Source organism: Ruegeria sp. CH11 (assembly GCF_056537105.1).
Genome location: NZ_JBQFQX010000013.1, coordinates 1 through 17,805, shown reverse-complemented (window position 1 = coordinate 17,805; position 17,805 = coordinate 1). Strand labels below are relative to the sequence as shown.

Sequence of the window (17,805 nt, the reverse complement as noted above, 5' to 3'; positions counted from 1 at the left end):
AGGTGCGACATATCAGAATTCCTGATGACCGGCTTCACAGTTTTCGCAGTTCCCAACCCGGTCTGATTTGCCGTAGAGAAACACGGTATCAATCGGAGATCTGTGATGGCGACCCCTCAAACATCGCCGCAGAACGTGGACACGCCCAAAGGGTTGGCTTTGGCGGTGACTGCCTATGTTTTGTGGGGCTTCCTGCCGCTTTACATGAAGGCGATGGCCCATATCGGCCCGGTTGAGATCGTCGCACACCGGGTCATCTGGTCCGTGCCGGTGGCTGGGTTGTTACTTATCGCGCTTGGGCGAACCAAAGACCTGAAAGCAGCACTGCGGAGCCCTCAGATGCTGGGAATGGGCTGCCTGACAGCGGCGCTGATTTCGGTGAACTGGGGCATTTTTGTCTGGGCGATTGCAAACGGCAAAGCTTTGGATGCGGCGCTGGGGTATTACATCAACCCGCTGTTCAGCATCGCGTTGGGAGCAATCTTGCTGCGAGAGCCGCTGAACCGGACCCAGTTGATGGCTGTTGGGCTGGCGGCGCTTGGGGTGCTTGTGCTGGTGCTTGAGGCGGGCAGGCTGCCGTGGGCCGCGCTGGGTCTGATGGTCAGTTGGGGCTTTTACGCGTTTTTCAAACGCTCGTTGCCCATCGGGCCCAATCAGGGGTTTTTGCTGGAAGTTCTGATCCTGCTGATCCCAGCTCTGGCCTATGTAACCTGGCTGGGTGCAAGCGGTACCGGGTACTTCGGAGGCGCGTCCGCCGATACGATGTTGCTGGTAGGGGCCGGGGTGGTTACGGCGGTTCCATTGCTGGTTTATGCAAACGGGGCCAAGCTGGTGCGGCTGTCGACGATGGGCATCTTGCAGTACATTGCGCCGACCATGATCTTCGTTACCGCGATCACGGTGTTCGGCGAGCAAATAGACCGCGGCCGGATGATCGCGTTTCCGCTGATCTGGACAGCTCTTGTTGTCTATAGCGTGCCCATGATCCGGCAAATGCGAGCTCAGGCCTGACGTAGCAGCAGAGCGGCAGCCTCGGCCCATAGTCTATAGGCTTTGGGACTGGGGTGATACCCGTCCGGTGCGGCCAGTGCGGGGTCGTCAGGCAGATCCAGCGAGAGATGCCGGGCGCCCGGGAACGCAGCCGCGACCTGTTGCAAGCCCCGATCCAGCCGAGCGGCCTGCCGCCCGAGGACCCAGGCCAGTGGATGCGGCAGCGCCGGAAACCGGTTCATCTGCGGCACTCCGGTAACAACGACGCGGCGCGCGCCCAGAGCACCGGTCAGATAGCTCAGCAAGCGCGTTTGCTGAGCTATGAACTGCCGCTGCGTGACGGCGCGCGTCACATCGTTCACGCCCAAAGCGGTGACCGCAGCATCAAAGGTGTTTTCCAGAGCCTCCAACCGGCTCAGAGTATCCAAGGTCGTGTGCCCGGTTGTTGCCTCAAGCCGCCATTCAACGCTGTAGTGACGGGCCAGAGCAGCCACCAGCTGCCCCGACAGCGCCTGATCTTGCGTGCCTGCGCCAACCCCGGCCGCCGAACTGTCGCCAGTGATCAGCAGTCGCAACCGGGGGCCGCGCCCGGCGCGCCCTTCGCGTGGTCCTGTGGGTTCCGGCATCATCGTTGCATTGCGGCGCACCGCAATCGCCTGGGCAGCAAGCACCGGCAGCAAGGGGATACGCAGAACCTGATCGACAGACACCAGCGTTGGCATGATCAGCCAAGAGCGTCTTTGAAGGCAAGAAACCTCGGGTCCGTTGTGACCCGCGCCATCATCGCATCGCGCAACGCTCCGATGGTTTTGTAGGGGCGCATGACAACCTCGAACTCTTGTATTAATCCGTCGTCATTCAGGGTGATCAGGTCGACACCCACGGCGTCCAGGTCACCCACTTTGCACTGAAACTCCAACGCCCAATCTTTGCCTTCGCCCATGATCCGCCGGTAGTGGAAGTCCGAGAACACCTGTCCGACATGCCCTAACACCGCCGCCACAGGCGCACGGCCCGTCCAGGTGCTGTAGTAGGTTGGCGGTGAAAACCGCACATCTTCGGCCAGCAGCTCGAGAATCAAGCTTTCATCGCCTTTGGCGACTACTTCCTGCATGCGTGCGATTGTGGGGTGCATGATGTCTCCTCTTTGCCTGCGGGCAGAGTTGCCGAATGGCTGCCATCAGGCAAGGACGACGTTGCGGGAGGTCGGGCACTGCGTTAGTCAGGCGCGCATGAGCGAGACCTATGACCCTCCGACGACCCCTCTGGATGTGCTGCACGAGGATGAGCAGCTGATTGTGGTGAACAAACCCCCGGGGTTGCTGTCGGTTCCCGGACGGGGCGAGCATCTGGCGGATTGTCTGCTAACGCGGGTACAGGTTGCTTTTCCACAGGCGTTGCTGGTCCATCGGCTGGATCGAGACACTTCGGGGGTCATGGTCTTTGCCCAGTCTCCGCACGCGCAGCGACATCTGGGGTTGCAGTTCGAAAAGCGCCAGACCCGCAAGACTTATGTTGCGCGGGTCTGGGGAACAGTCTCTGCTAAGACCGGTACCGTGGACTTGCCGCTGATCGTGGACTGGCCCAATCGTCCGCGCCAGATGGTGTGCCATGACACGGGTAAACCAGCGGTGACCGACTGGCGTGTGGTTCGGACCGAAGGTGACACGACCCGCATCCGCCTGTTTCCCAAGACGGGCCGATCGCATCAACTGCGCGTACACATGCAGGCGCTGGGGCATCCGATCCTGGGTGACCCCTTTTACGCTGAAGGGGCGGCCCGGGACTTCCCCCGACTTATGCTGCATTCCGAGGAATTGCGCCTGAAACACCCCGAAGGTGGCATTGCGATGAAGTTTCGGGCACGGCCTGACTTTTGATCTCAGGCCCAGGCTGTCCACAGCGTTTTTAGATTCCCCAATGAAAATCGCCGGGTGCGTTTCCGGGGCCGCGCAGATACGCGATTGCGGGTGGCGGCCAGTTCGCGCTCGATCTCGAACCCGCGCAAGGTGTGATCCTGCGCACAGCGGTCCAGTTTCAGGGTCATCATAACGTGGTTGTCGCGGCTTGGCATGGCAATCTCCTTTCTTGAAAGCTGGGGTCAATATGGCCAAGCGCTCCTGACACCACGTTGTCAGGGGGATGTGCTAAACTGTCAGCAGACGATAAGGAGGTGGCGATGCGCAGATCAGCTCGTCTGTTTGAAATCATTCAGATTCTTCGCGCATCGGCTGGGCCGGTGACGGCCGAGGAACTGGCGGCAAAGCTCGAAGTGTCAGTGCGCACGGTCTATCGCGACATTGCCGCCTTGCAGGCGCAGCGCACACCCATCGAAGGCGAAGCTGGCGTGGGGTATCTGATGCGGCGCGGCTATGATCTGCCGCCGCTGAATTTTGATGCCGAAGAGGTCGAGGCTTTGTGGGTTGGTCTGTCGATGCTGGCCCGCACCGGGGACAGCACGTTACAACGGGCCGCAAATCGGGTGTGCCGCAAGATCGAGGCGCTGCGCGCGCCCGCAGACTGGTTGCAGGTCGCTCCCTGGGGCGCCCCGCTGGATGATCCGGCCAAAGGATGCGTGACCATAGCGACCTACCGCGAGGCGATCCGGGCCGAGCAGAAAATTCGGATCACCTATCAGGCCTCGGATGATAGCCGCACGGAACGGGTTATCCGTCCCGTTGCGCTGATCTACCATATCGAATGTACGATGCTGGCCGGGTGGTGCGAGTTGCGCAATGGATTCCGGCACTTCAGAACCGACCGCATCTGGTCCTGCGATCTGGTCGATGATCACTTTAGCGGGCAGGGCGAGCCGCTGAGGGCGCTTTGGCAGGAACAGAACCGCTGGAGCGATACAATCGAATCCCACGGTGCGGCCTAGGCGGCAGGTATTTGCCGATCTCACCGATTTGTTGCTTGAGACCCCCTGCGGACCGAATGCTATACTGCGCCGAACGAAGCAAACCCGGCAAACGGGTATCGGAGCAGAAGGTGATTTTATGACCATTTCCAAGTATGTACTGCCTTTGGGGCTGTGTTCGGCGTTGGCGCTGGGGGCCTGTACGGACCCGGGAACCCTGAACCTGCCCAGCGACCCCAATCAAAATGCCAAACAAGGTGCGATTCTGGGCGGTCTTGTCGGAGCAGGTGTCGGCGCCATCGCCAATGACTCGGATCCGCTGTTGGGCGCGCTGGCCGGAGGCGCCATCGGCGCGGCCGGTGGCGGGTTGATCGGCAATCAACTGGACAAACAGGCCGCAGAACTGCGCCAGCAGCTGGCCAATGACGGCATAACCATCGTCAACGCCGGTGACCGCCTGATCGTGACAGTGCCGAACGACATCACCTTTGACACCGACAGCGCCACCGTGCGCCCGGCGCTGCGTTCAGATCTGGTGCGGGTTGGACAGAACCTGGTCAACTACCCGAATTCGAACGTGCAGATCATCGGTCATACTGACAGTGACGGGGATGCGGCCTATAATCAGGGACTCTCGGTTCGTCGTGCCAATGCGGTGGCGGATATCCTTCAGGCCAACGGCGTCAGCTTTGGCCGCATCACCACAATCGGGCAGGGTGAAAACAACCCGATTGCGTCCAACCTGACGCCGGAAGGCAAAGCGCAGAACCGCCGCGTCGAGATTGTCATCGTCCCCAGCGGCAACGCCTGATCCACGACCTGCGCGGGTGCAGGGCTCTGCGATACGGTGCCCTGGCCCGCGCGCAGTGACTGTGCGTCAACGGGTATTTAGCTGATCCCTATCCGGGTGTAGACAGGTAACCGCAACAAACCGGAGTTTCCCCCGATGTCCGAACCGATCCTGCTTGGCCTGTCCGGGTCGCTGCGCCAAAATGCGACCAACCGCAAATTGATGCGTGAAGCCGCCCGCCTGTTCGAACCTAGCAGTTTTATCGAGGCCGATCTGAACCTGCCTCTTTATGACGGTGATCTGGAAGAAGGCGAGGGCATCCCAGCAGCGGTACAGACGCTCGCCGATCAGATTGCGCAGGCGCATGCGGTTGTCATTTCGACGCCGGAATACAACAAAGGCCCGTCGGGCGTGCTGAAAAACGCGCTGGACTGGGTCAGTCGGACCAAGGGCAACCCGTGGGCCAATAAGCCCGTTGCCGTGATGTCCGCCGCAGCGGGCCGCGCCGGCGGCGAGCGCGCGCAGATGATCCTGCGCGCCTGCATGGTGCCGTTTCAGCCCTGTATCCTGCAGGGCCCGGAAATTCATCTGGCCAACAGTTCCAACGAGTTTGACGAGCAGGGCAAACTGGTCAACGAGCGCTATGAGAAAAGCCTGCACACACTGATGCAAAAGCTGCGTACAACTGCCGGGTTTTGAACCGGCAGCTTGTTACCGCGCCGCGTGCCGCCTAGTCTCGCCGCATGGAAATTAGCAAGCCCGAAGAGACCCGGCACGACGTAATCGACTCCGCGCGCGCTGCCGCGCTGCAAGCGGCACTTTCGCAGGACATCACGATTGCCGATGGCGTGCCGCTGCCGCCGTTCTTTCATCGGCTTTATTTTTGGTCGCCGCAGCAACCGAATGATCTCGGGCGCGACGGGCATCCGAAAGTGGGGCAGGGCCTGATTCCGGACATGGGCCTGCCGAGACGCATGTGGGCGGGTGGTCGGCTGCTATTTCACGCGCCGCTTGTGGCAGGAACCCGGGCGCAACGCCGGTCGGTTCTGGAACAGGCGCAATCCAAGACGGGTAGGTCGGGGCCGCTGGGTTTCGTGACGCTGCGCCATGAGGTCTGGCAGCGGGATGAGTTATGCGTGAGCGAATGGCAGGACCTAGTCTATCGGCACGATCCGGCAGAGGGCGCACCGACGCCAACGCCGCCCATCGCCCGAACGGACGAAACCGACCGCAAGGAAGTCACATTCGATTCAACCCTATTGTTTCGCTATTCGGCGCTGACCTTCAACGGACACAGGATTCACTATGATCTGGACTATGCCCGCGATGTCGAAGGCTATGCCGGGCTGGTCGTGCATGGCCCATTGCTGGCACAGCTGCTGATGTTGTTTGCAACCGATCTGATGGGCCCATTGGCGGCGTTCTCGTTTCGGGCGACGTCCCCGCTTGTTCATTTTGAAACCGCAACCTTGTGTCGAAACGGGAATGCGTTCTGGGTGCGCGGTCCCGACGGGCGGCAATGCATGCTGGCCGAGGCGACAGCGGGGTCAGAGTGACGCTTCGGGACGAAACTCGGGTGGGATCGTGTCGCGGTCTTCCAGGACCAGATCAGCCATAACTGCGGCCACTTTCGGGGCCATGCCGAACCCGATCTTGAAACCGCCATTGGCGATAAACTGCCCCTTTTGCAGCGGATGAGCCCCCAGCATCGGCGCGCGGCTCTTGCTGCGGGGGCGAACTCCGGCCCAGCGTTCAATGACCTCGGCCCCGTGCAGAACCGGAACCTCACGCATGGCGCGCTCGATCACGTCATCGAGTTGCGTGTCCGTGCTGGTGGGATCGTCGTAGTCGCGTTCCGAAGTTGACCCGATGGCCAGAGTGCCGTCCGCATGTGGCACGATGTGGATCGAATCCGCGAACAGTTGCGGCACGTCGCCCGCATCAAATCGTAACAGCGCGGCCTGGCCTTTGACGCCGTTGCCAACCGTTTTGCCGAAGGCGGTACTCAGCTCGATCAGCCCTGCGACGCCGGTGGCATGGATGACCCGCCCTTTGTCCTCGGCATCAGAGAGAACCTCGATCCCCATGACGCCCAATGCCGCCACAAGCGCGGCGCAGGCGCGGCGCGGATGCATACGCGCACTCAGTGTGTCGTGAATGACAAAACCTGTCGGGCTAGGCGGGCACCACGCTCCAACCTCGTCCACCGACCTGACGCGCCATTCCGCAAGGCCTTGCCACAAGTCTTCGGCGCTGGTTTCGCGCGCGCGCGCCAATTCGAGCGTACGGGCGTCGGCGATGGGTTGGATACGCCCTAACCGGCCGTAACCTGATGACACGCCGCCGGTCGCCTCGACCTGTTTCCAGAACGGCTCTGCCATGATCAGGCTGTCGAATTGAAACGCCTTCTTGCTGTTCCAGTTTTCCGGCACATGCGGAGCCAACGCGCCAACCAGACCCCCGCTGGATCCCGATCCGGCACCGTAGGGGTCGACGATCTGAACTTTGGCGCCGCGTCGGGCGCAGGCCCAGGCGATCGACAGGCCGAAAATCCCCGCACCACGCACTGTCACATCGACCATTGCCAATCCTCATTTCCTTGTTCAGTGTCGCGCGGTCTAGCTACAGGAATACCCGATGGCAAACCAGCGTGCCAATTTGACGTGGACCGAGGATCAGATTCCGGTCTCGGACCAGTTCGACGACCCGTATTACTCGTTGCAGAACGGGTTGGAAGAGACGCGTCACGTCTTCCTGGCGGGCAACGATCTGCCCGCGCGGTTCGCGCCGGGGTTTCATATTGCAGAGCTTGGTTTTGGCACCGGCCTGAACATGCTGACCGCCTGGTCCGAGTGGGAAAACACCGGCCAGACCACGCCTTTACGCTTTACCAGTTTCGAGGCGTTCCCGATGGACCCTGCGGACATGTCCCGCGCGCTGGAGGCCTTCCCGGAACTGGCCGCTTGGAGCGCGCGGTTTCTTGCGCGCTGGCAGGGAGGGCATTGCGATCTCGGTACGTTGCAATTGCAGGTGGTCGAGGGCGACGCGCGCCGCACCCTGCCTGATTGGGAGGGATCCGCCGACGCCTGGTTTCTGGACGGGTTTTCTCCGGCCAAAAACCCCGAACTATGGGGGGCGGACCTGATGCAGGCGGTTGCCGATCACACGATGCAGGGTGGCACCGCGGCCACCTATACTGCGGCTGGTTTTGTACGGCGCGGATTGCATGGGGCCGGCTTTGACGTTACCCGAACGCCCGGATATGGCCGCAAGCGCCACATGACGCGGGCGATCAAGGCATGACGCAACAGAACAACGTTCGCGCAGGCATTGCGCTGATGATCGCGGCCACAGTGGTCTTTGCGTTGCAGGACGGTATCTCGCGCCATCTGGCGGGGGCGTACAACACGTACATGGTGGTCATGATCCGATATTGGTTTTTTGCCGCGTTTGTCGTGGCGCTGGCATTGCGCACGACCGGAGGGATCAAGGCAACAGCGCGGACCAGCCAGTTGGGGTTGCAAATCGTACGCGGTGTGTTGCTGGCGACCGAGATCTGCGTCGCCGTTTATGCCTTTACGATCCTCGGCCTCATCGAAAGCCAGGCGGTGTTCATCTGTTATCCGCTGCTGATCGCGGCACTCAGCGGGCCGGTTCTTGGTGAACGGGTCGGTTGGCGCAGATGGGTGGCCATTGGCGTGGGCTGCGTGGGTGTGCTGATCATTCTGCAACCTGGGGCAGGGGTCTTTAACCCCTGGGCCGTGATCCCTCTGATCTCGGCATTTATGTTCGCGGTCTACGGGCTGTTGACCCGCTATGCGGCCCGCCGCGACAGCGCCGCAACCAGCTTTTTCTGGACCGGCGTTGCCGGAGCCGCCGCAATGACTGTCATAGGTGTCTGGTTCTGGGAGCCGATGCGCCCGCACGACTGGGGCTGGATGGGCCTGCTGTGCGTGACCGGCGTTCTTGGCCACGGTCTGCTGATCAAATGTTATGAAGTGGCCGAAGCCAGCGCGGTCCAGCCCTTTGCCTATTTCCACCTGATGTGGAGCGCGATCCTGGGGATCTCGGTCTTTGGCGAAGCCCTGCGCCCGGCGGTTGTCATCGGCGCCGGGCTGGTGATTGCGGCTGGTCTGTTTACCCTATGGCGCGAACGACGCCAGAGTTGATCCGGTCAGCTCTTGCGAAAACGGCACCGGCAATGCGGGCTTGCCCAACCGTGCGCGATAGACCGGCAGGCTTTCAGCCACGCGCATCACGTAGTTGCGGGTTTCGGTGAACGGGATCATCTCGATCCAGTCGATCACGTCAATGTCGCCTCGGCGCGGGTCCCCGAAACGATCCATCCATGACATGGGCCGTTTGGGTCCGGCATTATACCCAGCGGCCATCATGACCACATTGCCGTTGAAATCCGCCGCCAGGCCCGACAGGTAATTGGCCCCCAGCTTGGCGTTGTACTGCCAGTCCGAGGTCAACCGTCCCGTCTGATGACCACTGAGAATGCCCAGTTCCTTGGCCACCAGCTTGGCCGTCGCAGGCATCACCTGCATCAGCCCCCGCGCGCCCGCGCCGCTGACCACCACCGGGTCAAACTCGCTTTCGCGACGGGCGATCGCCAACGTCATCTCTTTCGCCATGGGCAGACCCATATCGGCCACCGGATGCACCGGGTAATAAGCGGCTGGCAGCACGGTACCGGTGGTTGCGGCGCGTTTGGCGATCATGACCGCAAGGTGAGGTTCCTTCAGCTCGATCACCAGATCGCCCAACTGATTGGCTTGCACCGGATCGAGGCTTTCCACCAGATGGGTCAGATAGCGTTCTGCCAGATTGCCCTCACCTGCGCGCAACAGCAGCAAACCGGCCTCGAGCACGCTGGAGTTAGCGAAATCGGCCTGTTTCCAATGCGCAGCGCGCCGGGGATTGGCCAGTTCGGTGTCAAAGGGACGCCCGATCTGCTCTGCCGCCAACAGGCCATAGAACGAAGTTTGATAATCCGCGCCCAAAGCATAAGCCTCATAGGCTTTGTCCGAATTTCCCTGCGCTGCATAGGCCCGGCCCAACCAATACCCGCCACGACCTTTCGAGATCGGAGATTGCACGGCTGAGATGAAGTTCTGGAAATGGCGAACGGCAGTGTCCGGGTCATTCAGTCTGCGCAACGCCAGAAAGCCGGACAACCATTCAAGATCGGCATAGCCATATCCCATCTCAGGCGTCATGTGATGGTTTGCGGTAATATCATAGGCGCGCGCGGCGTTGCCCTGCCGCATAACCAGTCGCGCAAGACGTCGGCGCCCTTCGGCCCATTTGTCCGGCTCGCCCAATGCCTCGGGCCCGGTCGAACGTTGAAGCATCAGGTCAATGGCGCTGTCGTCCAGCTCTTTCTTGTCGCGCCAGACGAACCGGTCGAATGCCAGTCCTGGGGCATCGGCCAAAGATGCGGGCACCGCCTTGACCTTGGCGTCCACACCCGGCTGGCGTTTTTGCAGCGCAATCCGGGCTTCGGCCAGCTTGCGCTGATCGCTGCCGACCAGGGGCAACATGTTTCCGGCGCTTACCAGGTGGCCGTCCCACAACATCCGGTCCAGCCGAGCCTCGTGATGGGGTTTCAGAAGCGTGCCGAAATTCTCCAGATAGTCGGTCTGCAACCCGGACCCCATCGGCATCGTCCGCCACGCGGCAACGATATCGGCCTGTGCTTCGCCCTGCTGACCCTTGGCCATCAGCGCAACCGCGTGGTTCAGGGCCCCTTCGGCGGTTTGCGGCGGCGTGTCGGCATAAAACTTCAGAACCCGGTCAGGATCGGCGCCGGTAAAGGCGGGTTCGCTTTTGCGCCGCAGCCAGTTCAGGCCGGGCCAATCGGGGCGGCGGTCCAGAAACACCAGTACATCTCCGGACGAACCAAACCCTTCGCGCAGCCAGTGCCACACGATGATGTCGCGCGAAACCGACCCGCGTGATCCCGACACCCGCAGCGCCGCGTTCCAATCGCCTTTGCGCATTTCATGAAGACCGGCGCGTAAATCCCCGGCCGCATCCGCACGCGCAACCTGAGGGTGCAGCGCGACGATCAAAATCACCGCCATCAACAGGGCTAGAAAGCGTGTCATCCCTTGCATTTCCCAACCAACCAAGGATAGAGCCATTCAGGATAAGCCTTGCGCCGCCGGGATCAACTCACAATCCGCAAAACCTTGGGTCCTGAGGCGCAAATACCGTAATTCGCACCTTGAAGGAGCGCACCCATGTTCTCAGGCTCGATGCCAGCCCTCGTCACCCCGTTCCGCAACGGCGAGCTGGACCTGGATACGCTCAAACAGCTGGTGGAATGGCAAATTCAGGAAGGCTCGACCGGTCTGGTGCCCGTCGGTACCACCGGTGAAAGCCCGACGCTCAGCCATGAGGAACACGAAACCGTCGTGGCCGAGGTCGTCAAGACCGCTGCGGGTCGTGTTCCGGTGATCGCGGGCGCGGGGTCGAATAACACGGTCGAAGCGATCCGATTCGTCCAGTTCGCCAAATCCGTTGGTGCCGATGCGGCGCTGGTCGTGACGCCCTATTACAACAAGCCGACCCAGAAAGGTCTGCTGGCGCATTTCCGCACGCTGCATGATTGCGCCGATATTCCGATCATCATCTACAACATCCCGGGCCGATCGATCATCGATATGACCCCCGCAACAATGGGCGAACTGGCCAAGCTGCCGCGTATCATTGGCGTCAAAGACGCAACCGGCGACCTGGCCCGCGTCAGCCAACAGCGGGCAAGCTGCGGTGCAGAGTTCTGCCAGCTGTCGGGCGAGGATGGCACGGCGCTTGGTTTCAACGCCCATGGTGGTGTTGGCTGCATCTCGGTGACCGCCAATGTTGCGCCGAAACTTTGTGCTGAATTCCAGCAGGCCACGCTGGATGGCGACTATGGCAAGGCCTTGGCCTACCAGGACCGACTGATGCCGCTGCACGAGGCGATCTTCATCGAGCCGGGACTGGTGGGTGCGAAATATGCCCTCAGCAAACTGGGCCGTTGCAGCGACGAGGTTCGCTCGCCTCTGACGACGCTGGAAGACAGCACCAAATCCGCAATCGATGCGGCAATGGCGCATGCAGGGCTGATCTAAGGCCTTTCCGCAATCTGAATAAGGGCGGCATCGAACTTCGAGCGCCGCCCTTTTTGGTCCCGATCTTCTTCTGGCTGAAAATAGTTCGGGGGAGGCGCGGCTTGCTACGCCGGGGCAGAGCCCCCCTTCTATCTTTTCCCGTAATACAGGCCGACGACGTGTTCTGCCTGAGCGAAGAACAGCCAGCGTGAGACTGCGACGCCTGCGAGGTGGGACATTACGGCGAGCAAGGCAAAGATGTGCTTGATCGCGACACCTCCGACCGGGGTTACGATCAGCAGCAAGGGCAGAACAAAGGCGAGCCCGAAGGAGATCACCCGCAATTTCTGCGCGTGTTTGCGGCCGACGACATGGACGAATTCGCGCAGCAGGTAATTGGTCCCGGTATGGGGCGGCTCGAACGCGCGGACGGTGCCACGGGTGCCCAAACCGGTGGCGGTGCCCAGATTGGTGCTGGAGGCAGCCAGAGCCTGGTCGCCCTTGGCCCAGTAGGCAAGTTGCACCGCACCGGCGATGGCCAACAACCATGGGACCAGCGCCTCGGCACCCGATAGCAGCGCGCCGCCGGCGAGGCTGAAGGACAGGAACATGGCTGGCGTCAGGTTCATGTTCCAGCGCGGGATGGTCTTGAGCTGGGTGTAGATCATCGAGGTGGTGAACACGCTCGCCAGCGAGAACAGGGAGCCGATCCAGCCGAGAAGGCTCCAGCGCTGTCCAAGGAATATCACGCCGATCGCGTATAGCCCCATGACGATCAGGGCGAGCACGGCGCACCAGCCTTCGCGGCTGAGCCAGCTGGATCGCCACTGGGTAAAGGCTTTCATCGCCCGTTCGGGATGGCCCAGGTGAAAGGTCGACGCCATCAGGCCGCCGACCGCCAGCCCATAAGCGATGGCAAAGAAAACAAACGCCACCCAGCCCGAGACGTCCGGTTGCCCGAGGCCCAGAAAGAACAGCAGGCCAAAGCCCAGACCTGACAAGGTGGTGAAGATGATAACGGAAGGTGCGGGATGCATCAGAGCTTCTCCAATGTCTTGTCGAGCCAGCCGAGGAAGCCCTTGGGCTCTTCCGCGACCGGGGCCAGCAGCGGAGCCAGGATGTCGATCTGTTCTTCGACGCGGTCCTTGGGGCGCGGCGGCAGGTATTTGTTGACGGGCTTGGTGCCCTGTTCTGGCATCAGGTCCATGCCGTCGCGCTCGGCGACTAGCTTGCTGACCTCGCTGTCGGGATCGCCAAGATCACCGAAGTGGCGGGCCCCCGCCGGGCAGGTGCGCACACAAGACGGAATGCGATCCACTTCCGGCAGGTTTTCATTGTAGATGCGATCGACGCAGAGGGTGCATTTCTTCATCACACCTTCGGCCTGATCCAATTCGCGCGCGCCATAGGGGCAAGACCAGGCGCAGAGCCCGCAGCCGATACAGTCACTTTCATTGACCAGAACGATGCCATCCTCGACCCGCTTGTAGCTGGCCCCGGTGGGGCAGACGGTGACGCAGGGGGCGTCTTCGCAATGCAGGCAGGATTTCGGGAAGTGGATCAATTGGGCGTGGCCTTCGGCGGGCTGCACCTCGTAGGAATGCACCCGGTTCAGGAAAGTGCCCGAAGGGTTGCCGCCGTAGGCATCCTGATCGGATAGCGGCGCGCCATAGTTCTCGGTGTTCCAGCCCTTGCACGAGATCACGCAGGCATGACAGCCGACACAGGTATCGAGGTCGATGACCAGACCCAGCTTGCGCTCGGTGGATTCGGGGAGTTGGGTCATTTGCCTACCTTCCACGCCAGATCTTTGGGGCCGCTGCCAACAGGTGACTTGATTGGGCCAAACTCGGGCTGGCTTTCCGCGTCACTCGGGGCATCGGCTTTTTCGATTTTCACTTTCAGGTCGAACCAGGCGGCCTGGCCGGTGATCGGGTCGGAGTTCGCCCATCGCAGGCCGTCTCCCTTGGCTGGCAGCAGTTCGTGGATCAGGTGGTTCAGCAAGAAGCCCTTGGTGGCCTCGGGCGCGTCTTCCTGCAGCGCCCAGGCCCCTTTGCGTTTGCCGATGGCATTCCAGGTCCAGACGGTGTTTTCGTTCAGTGCCGCCATCTCCATGACCGGCACCGTGATCTCGCCATGCGGAGATGTCACCTTGGCCCAGTCGCCGTCCTGCAGCCCGTTTTCGCGCATCAGCTTTGTCGGCACGTAGAGCGGGTTGCGCCCGTGCAACTGGCGCAGCCAGGCGTTCTGGGTGCCCCAACTGTGATACATCGCCATCGGGCGTTGGGTCAGGGCGTTGACGGTGAAGCCATCATTACCGTGCTGATCAGTTTCATACCAGATCGGCAGCGGGTCCATCGTGTCCTTGATGCGTTGGCGCAGATGCTCGGGCGGTTGCCGCTCTCCGTGCCCTTCGGCGGCCAGCTGGAACTTGCGCATCGGCTCGGAATAGAGCTGGAACAGATAGGGCTGCGGGCTGTCATAGATGCCCATGCCAACGGCCCAATCCTGATAGGCCACGTTCCAGGGTTTGTAGTAATCCGCCCCCTCGGGGATATGCGCCACATAGAAACCGCCGTTTTCGATATAGCGGTTCAGCTGCTCGGGGTTGACCTCGCCCCGGCCTTCCTTGTCGCCATCGGCGCCGCGGAACCCGGCCAGTGGGCCGATGCCCGGACGGCGTTCGTGATTGACGATATAGTCAGCGTAATCCGTCCATTTGGGCGAGCCGTCCTCGTTGGTAAAGCCCGGCAGGCTCATGCGGTTGGCCAATTCGATCAGCACCGACTGGAACCCGCGCACATCGCGATCGGGCTCGACCACCGGCCAGCGGATCGCGTCTGCGGCGGCGTCGGCCTCGCAGATCGGGCGGTCGAGCAGCGAGATACAGTCGTGCCGTTCCAGATAGGTGGTGTCGGGCAGGATCAGATCGGCATAAGCCACCATCTCCGACGAATAGGCATCGGAATAGATGATGTTGGGAATGACATAGTTGCCATCGTCATCCTTGGCGGTCAGCATCTCCATCACGCCCTTGGTGTTCATGGATGAGTTCCAAGACATGTTCGCCATGTACATGAACAGCGTGTCGATCTTGTAGGGATCACCTGCAGCGGCGTTCGAGATCACCATATGCATCAGCCCGTGGGCCGACATCGGGTTTTCCCAGGTGAATGCCTTGTCGATGCGAATAGGGCTGCCGTCATCATCCAGCAGCAGATCGTCGGGACCGCGCGGAAAACCCAGATGAGGGCCGTTCAGCGGACGCCCGGGGCGGCGGTCGCCATGTGGTGTCGGATGCGCCTCGACCGGCTTGGGATAGGGCGGTTTGAAGCGGAAGCCGCCGGGAACCTCGACCGTGCCCAGCAGGATCTGCAGCACGTGCAGGGCGCGGCAGGTCTGGAACCCGTTGGCATGGGCCGATACGCCGCGCATCGAGTGGAAGCTGACCGGGCGGCCGATCATCTTGCTGTGCGTTTCCCCTCGGAAATCGGTCCACTCGTGGTCCAGCTCGATCGCCTCGTCAAAGGCGACGCGGGCGATCTCTGCCGCGATGGCGCGGATGCGTTTGGCGGGAATGCCGCAGCGCTCGGCCACGGCCTCGGGCGCGTGATCGTCGCTGAGGTATTTCTCGGCCATCAGGTGGAAGACCGGGCGGTGGGTGACGCCGTCCTTCTCGTAGGTTGCCGACAGATCGGGGCGCACACCCGGCTTGTCAAAGGCGGTAGGCTCACCCGTCTTGCGATCAATCACCAGCGGCTTGCCATCCGCGTCGCGCAGGAACAGGCCCTTATCCGCGCCTTCGGCGGCATTCACCAGCACCGGCGCGTTGGTATAGCGGCTGAGGTAATCCAGATCGATCTTGCCCGCCTTCATCAGCACATGGATCAGCGACAGGATAAACAGCCCATCCGTGCCGGGCGTGATGCCCACCCAGTCATCGGCCACCGCGTTGTAGCCGGATCGGATCGGGTTTACCCCGATCACACGCGCACCGCGGGCCTTGATCTTGCCGATGCCCATCTTGATCGGGTTGCTGTCGTGATCCTCGGCCACGCCGAACAACATGAACAGTTTGGTGTGTTCCCAGTCGGGCTGGCCGAACTCCCAAAACGCCCCACCCATCGTGTAGATGCCGCCCGCAGCCATATTGACCGAACAGAACCCGCCATGGGCCGCGTAGTTGGGAGTGCCGAAGTTCTGGGCCCAAAACGATGTGAAGCTTTGGCTCTGATCGCGACCGGTGAAAAAGGCCAGCTTTTGCGGCGCGGTCTCATGCAGCTCGTTCAGCCAGCCAACGGCGGTGCTGATCGCCTCATCCCATTCGATCTCGCGGAACTCACCTGATCCGCGCGGGCCGACCCGGCGCAGCGGTTTGCGCAGACGCGAAGGCGCGTTGACCTGCATGATCCCCGCCGAGCCTTTGGCGCAGAGAACGCCCTTGTTCACGGGGTGATCCCGGTTGCCCTCGATATAGGCGACCTTGCCATCCTTCATGTGCACGTTGATGCCACAGCGACAGGCGCACATGTAACATGTGGTTCTACGGACCTCGTCCGAGACCTTGGGTGAGGTCTCGACCTTGGGTTGCTGGAATGTCATCTGGCCTCCCTTAGTATTTTTGCGTCAGGTCAAAACGTGTGTCCCTGTCAGGATCAGACCTGCGATCGTTAGTGTTTTCATTGTTATTATTGCAATCATGTCCCTATTGATGAGCCGCAATTCAGGGCTCGCATCGTGGTCGGCCAGTATCTGGGCGTTTGCTGCAACGATGCCGGAAACGGCGATACCCGTAAACCGCGTTCCGACTGTTTGCGCGGAGCGTAGGTTCTTTGGATATCGCGGTGTCAACGTTACCGGCATCTCTGGGACATTAATCCTTTGTCTTTGCCGAACAAGCCCGGCCTGTGAGGTCTGGGCATTGGCGCGACGCCGGGCCCGGTGGGTCGTCTCTGCCGGGCTACGGCGCCGAGTTTTGGGCCTGAACGGCGGTGACCGCAATCATGTGCAGGACATCCTGCGCCGAGCAACCACGGGACAGGTCATTTGCGGGTTTGGCCAAACCTTGCAGGACCGGTCCGATTGCTTCGGCGCCGCCGATGCGTTGGGCGATCTTGTAGCCCAGATTGCCCGCGTCGAGGTTCGGGAACACAAAGACGTTCGCCTCTCCGCGCAGGGGTGAGTCCTTGGCTTTCTTGGCGGCGACTTCCGGTACAAAAGCGGCGTCGAACTGCAACTCGCCGTCGATCAGCAGATCGGGATCGGCCGATTTAGCTATCTCGGTGGCCTCGGTAACCTTGCTGACATTCGGGTGGCTGGCGCTGCCGCTGGTGGAAAAGGACAACATTGCAACGCGCGGAGTTTCCGATGTCAGCGATCGGAAAGACGCGGCCGAGGCGCGCGCGATCTCCGCCAGTTCCTGCGCGTTCGGATCAACGACCAGTCCGCAATCGGCAAAGATATGCGCGCCCTGAACCGTATGGTGATCCCGGCAATACAGCATCAGGAAAAAGCTGGATACCATCGCCGCACCGGGGGCTTTGCCGATGATTTGCAGCGCTGCGCGGACGGTGTCGCCGGTGGTTTCAACAGCGCCGCCAACGGTTCCGTCGGCCAGGCCCATATGCACCAGCATCGCCGCATAGTTCAAACGGTGGGTGATCTGCTGGGCGGCTTTTTCTGGCGTCATGCCCTTGTGCTTGCGCCGTTCGTGAAGTTCGGCGGCAAAGGCATCGGCATGCGGAGAGCCGTTCGGATCGTGTATGTCGATCCCGTCGACATCCTGCCCGTTCTGCTCGGTCAGTCGGGCCGTTACTCTTGCCTTGTCGCCGACCAGGATAATGCGTGCAACACCTTCCTCGCGGGCTTTCAAAGCACCTTCAACAACACGTGGATCATCGCCCTCGGCGAGGGCGATGATCTTGTCGGAACTGCCAGCAGTTCCGAGAATTGTGCGCAGTGGCTTCACGCGCTTACGCCTCGACTTGGGGTGTCATGTCGGAAGCTTCGATACCTGCGACGGCGACGGGTTTTTTCATGGCGTCGCGGCGGAAGGGCTCGCC

The 17,805-nt window shown here is 61.5% G+C and carries 18 protein-coding genes; 9 read left to right on the top strand and 9 right to left on the bottom strand.

Features of this window, described 5'->3' with window-relative positions; translation table 11 throughout:
• Window positions 1-105: 105 nt before the first annotated feature.
• A complete protein-coding gene (gene rarD / locus ACR0LX_RS17265) occupies window positions 106-1,011 on the top strand; it encodes an EamA family transporter RarD (RefSeq protein WP_480784784.1) in 906 nt (301 codons plus the stop codon).
• Here rarD and ACR0LX_RS17260 read toward each other — a convergent pair.
• Window positions 1,002-1,712 (bottom strand): SGNH/GDSL hydrolase family protein, encoded by a 711-nt coding sequence (locus ACR0LX_RS17260; protein WP_480784783.1) that lies wholly within the window; start codon window positions 1,710-1,712, stop codon window positions 1,002-1,004. The two genes, rarD and ACR0LX_RS17260, sit on opposite strands and share 10 nt — an antisense overlap.
• 2 nt (window positions 1,713-1,714) lie before the next feature.
• Entirely contained in the window at window positions 1,715-2,125 is a 411-nt protein-coding gene (locus ACR0LX_RS17255) for a nuclear transport factor 2 family protein (protein ID WP_480784782.1), read from the bottom strand.
• A gap of 97 nt (window positions 2,126-2,222) precedes the next feature.
• Here ACR0LX_RS17255 and ACR0LX_RS17250 point away from each other — a divergent pair, with 97 nt between their 5' ends.
• Window positions 2,223-2,870 carry an RluA family pseudouridine synthase gene (locus tag ACR0LX_RS17250; RefSeq protein WP_480784781.1) on the top strand — a complete coding sequence of 216 codons (648 nt, stop codon included), beginning with the start codon at window positions 2,223-2,225 and terminating at the stop codon, window positions 2,868-2,870.
• 2 nt (window positions 2,871-2,872) lie between these two features.
• Here the strand turns inward: ACR0LX_RS17250 and ACR0LX_RS17245 are convergent, their stop codons facing one another.
• The gene (locus ACR0LX_RS17245; protein ID WP_480784780.1) at window positions 2,873-3,064 is read right to left on the bottom strand and encodes a hypothetical protein; all 192 of its coding nucleotides are present in this window, start codon (window positions 3,062-3,064) and stop codon (window positions 2,873-2,875) included.
• Between the two features lie 105 nt (window positions 3,065-3,169).
• Here ACR0LX_RS17245 and ACR0LX_RS17240 point away from each other — a divergent pair, with 105 nt between their 5' ends.
• From ACR0LX_RS17240 to ACR0LX_RS17225, 4 genes are all read left to right on the top strand, one after another.
• On the top strand, window positions 3,170-3,871 hold the full coding sequence (locus tag ACR0LX_RS17240; RefSeq protein WP_480784779.1) for a helix-turn-helix transcriptional regulator: 702 nt from the start codon (window positions 3,170-3,172) through the stop codon (window positions 3,869-3,871).
• Between the two features lie 118 nt (window positions 3,872-3,989).
• The gene (locus tag ACR0LX_RS17235; RefSeq protein ID WP_480784778.1) at window positions 3,990-4,661 is read left to right on the top strand and encodes a YiaD family glycine zipper/OmpA-like lipoprotein; all 672 of its coding nucleotides are present in this window, start codon (window positions 3,990-3,992) and stop codon (window positions 4,659-4,661) included.
• 135 nt (window positions 4,662-4,796) lie between these two features.
• Window positions 4,797-5,339, top strand: a complete 543-nt coding sequence (locus tag ACR0LX_RS17230; protein ID WP_480784777.1) for an NADPH-dependent FMN reductase — start codon at window positions 4,797-4,799, stop codon at window positions 5,337-5,339.
• A gap of 44 nt (window positions 5,340-5,383) precedes the next feature.
• Entirely contained in the window at window positions 5,384-6,196 is an 813-nt protein-coding gene (locus tag ACR0LX_RS17225) for an HTD2 family dehydratase (protein WP_480784776.1), read from the top strand.
• Here ACR0LX_RS17225 and ACR0LX_RS17220 read toward each other — a convergent pair.
• Complete coding sequence (locus ACR0LX_RS17220; RefSeq protein WP_480784775.1) at window positions 6,188-7,222, bottom strand: NAD(P)/FAD-dependent oxidoreductase; 1,035 nt, start codon at window positions 7,220-7,222, stop codon at window positions 6,188-6,190. The two genes, ACR0LX_RS17225 and ACR0LX_RS17220, sit on opposite strands and share 9 nt — an antisense overlap.
• A 55-nt stretch (window positions 7,223-7,277) precedes the next feature.
• Here ACR0LX_RS17220 and mnmC2 point away from each other — a divergent pair, with 55 nt between their 5' ends.
• Both mnmC2 and ACR0LX_RS17210 read left to right on the top strand, forming a co-directional pair.
• Entirely contained in the window at window positions 7,278-7,943 is a 666-nt protein-coding gene (gene mnmC2, locus ACR0LX_RS17215; protein WP_480784774.1) for a tRNA (5-methylaminomethyl-2-thiouridine)(34)-methyltransferase MnmC2, read from the top strand.
• On the top strand, window positions 7,940-8,809 hold the full coding sequence (locus ACR0LX_RS17210) for a DMT family transporter (RefSeq protein WP_480784773.1): 870 nt from the start codon (window positions 7,940-7,942) through the stop codon (window positions 8,807-8,809). The genes mnmC2 and ACR0LX_RS17210 overlap by 4 nt, the downstream gene beginning before the upstream one ends.
• Here ACR0LX_RS17210 and ACR0LX_RS17205 read toward each other — a convergent pair.
• Window positions 8,783-10,756, bottom strand: coding sequence for a lytic transglycosylase domain-containing protein (locus tag ACR0LX_RS17205; protein ID WP_480784772.1), 1,974 nt, complete (start codon window positions 10,754-10,756; stop codon window positions 8,783-8,785). The genes ACR0LX_RS17210 and ACR0LX_RS17205 overlap by 27 nt on opposite strands.
• 135 nt (window positions 10,757-10,891) lie before the next feature.
• Here ACR0LX_RS17205 and dapA point away from each other — a divergent pair, with 135 nt between their 5' ends.
• Window positions 10,892-11,764 (top strand): 4-hydroxy-tetrahydrodipicolinate synthase, encoded by an 873-nt coding sequence (gene dapA / locus ACR0LX_RS17200; protein WP_480784771.1) that lies wholly within the window; start codon window positions 10,892-10,894, stop codon window positions 11,762-11,764.
• 128 nt (window positions 11,765-11,892) lie between these two features.
• Here dapA and ACR0LX_RS17195 read toward each other — a convergent pair whose 3' ends face one another.
• From ACR0LX_RS17195 to pta, 4 genes are all read right to left on the bottom strand, one after another.
• Window positions 11,893-12,780 (bottom strand): dimethyl sulfoxide reductase anchor subunit family protein, encoded by an 888-nt coding sequence (locus ACR0LX_RS17195; RefSeq protein WP_480784770.1) that lies wholly within the window; start codon window positions 12,778-12,780, stop codon window positions 11,893-11,895.
• Window positions 12,780-13,529 carry a 4Fe-4S dicluster domain-containing protein gene (locus ACR0LX_RS17190; protein WP_480784769.1) on the bottom strand — a complete coding sequence of 250 codons (750 nt, stop codon included), beginning with the start codon at window positions 13,527-13,529 and terminating at the stop codon, window positions 12,780-12,782. The genes ACR0LX_RS17195 and ACR0LX_RS17190 overlap by 1 nt, the downstream gene beginning before the upstream one ends.
• A complete protein-coding gene (locus ACR0LX_RS17185; protein ID WP_480784768.1) occupies window positions 13,526-16,345 on the bottom strand; it encodes a molybdopterin oxidoreductase family protein in 2,820 nt (939 codons plus the stop codon). Before ACR0LX_RS17185 ends, ACR0LX_RS17190 begins: the two co-directional genes overlap by 4 nt.
• Window positions 16,346-16,703: 358 nt before the next feature.
• Entirely contained in the window at window positions 16,704-17,711 is a 1,008-nt protein-coding gene (pta, locus tag ACR0LX_RS17180; protein ID WP_480784767.1) for a phosphate acetyltransferase, read from the bottom strand.
• Between the last annotated feature and the right edge of the window lie 94 nt (window positions 17,712-17,805).

Excerpts from the sequence above, each read along its gene's own strand:
- rarD (WP_480784784.1), top strand. The coding sequence starts at position 106 with ATGGCGACCCCTCAAACATCGCCGCAGAACGTGGACACGCCCAAAGGG.
- ACR0LX_RS17260 (WP_480784783.1), bottom strand. The coding sequence starts at position 1,712 with ATGCCAACGCTGGTGTCTGTCGATCAGGTTCTGCGTATCCCCTTGCTG.
- ACR0LX_RS17255 (WP_480784782.1), bottom strand. The coding sequence starts at position 2,125 with ATGCACCCCACAATCGCACGCATGCAGGAAGTAGTCGCCAAAGGCGAT.
- ACR0LX_RS17250 (WP_480784781.1), top strand. The coding sequence starts at position 2,223 with ATGAGCGAGACCTATGACCCTCCGACGACCCCTCTGGATGTGCTGCAC.
- ACR0LX_RS17245 (WP_480784780.1), bottom strand. The coding sequence starts at position 3,064 with ATGCCAAGCCGCGACAACCACGTTATGATGACCCTGAAACTGGACCGC.
- ACR0LX_RS17240 (WP_480784779.1), top strand. The coding sequence starts at position 3,170 with ATGCGCAGATCAGCTCGTCTGTTTGAAATCATTCAGATTCTTCGCGCA.
- ACR0LX_RS17235 (WP_480784778.1), top strand. The coding sequence starts at position 3,990 with ATGACCATTTCCAAGTATGTACTGCCTTTGGGGCTGTGTTCGGCGTTG.
- ACR0LX_RS17230 (WP_480784777.1), top strand. The coding sequence starts at position 4,797 with ATGTCCGAACCGATCCTGCTTGGCCTGTCCGGGTCGCTGCGCCAAAAT.
- ACR0LX_RS17225 (WP_480784776.1), top strand. The coding sequence starts at position 5,384 with ATGGAAATTAGCAAGCCCGAAGAGACCCGGCACGACGTAATCGACTCC.
- ACR0LX_RS17220 (WP_480784775.1), bottom strand. The coding sequence starts at position 7,222 with ATGGTCGATGTGACAGTGCGTGGTGCGGGGATTTTCGGCCTGTCGATC.
- mnmC2 (WP_480784774.1), top strand. The coding sequence starts at position 7,278 with ATGGCAAACCAGCGTGCCAATTTGACGTGGACCGAGGATCAGATTCCG.
- ACR0LX_RS17210 (WP_480784773.1), top strand. The coding sequence starts at position 7,940 with ATGACGCAACAGAACAACGTTCGCGCAGGCATTGCGCTGATGATCGCG.
- ACR0LX_RS17205 (WP_480784772.1), bottom strand. The coding sequence starts at position 10,756 with ATGACACGCTTTCTAGCCCTGTTGATGGCGGTGATTTTGATCGTCGCG.
- dapA (WP_480784771.1), top strand. The coding sequence starts at position 10,892 with ATGTTCTCAGGCTCGATGCCAGCCCTCGTCACCCCGTTCCGCAACGGC.
- ACR0LX_RS17195 (WP_480784770.1), bottom strand. The coding sequence starts at position 12,780 with ATGCATCCCGCACCTTCCGTTATCATCTTCACCACCTTGTCAGGTCTG.
- ACR0LX_RS17190 (WP_480784769.1), bottom strand. The coding sequence starts at position 13,529 with ATGACCCAACTCCCCGAATCCACCGAGCGCAAGCTGGGTCTGGTCATC.
- ACR0LX_RS17185 (WP_480784768.1), bottom strand. The coding sequence starts at position 16,345 with ATGACATTCCAGCAACCCAAGGTCGAGACCTCACCCAAGGTCTCGGAC.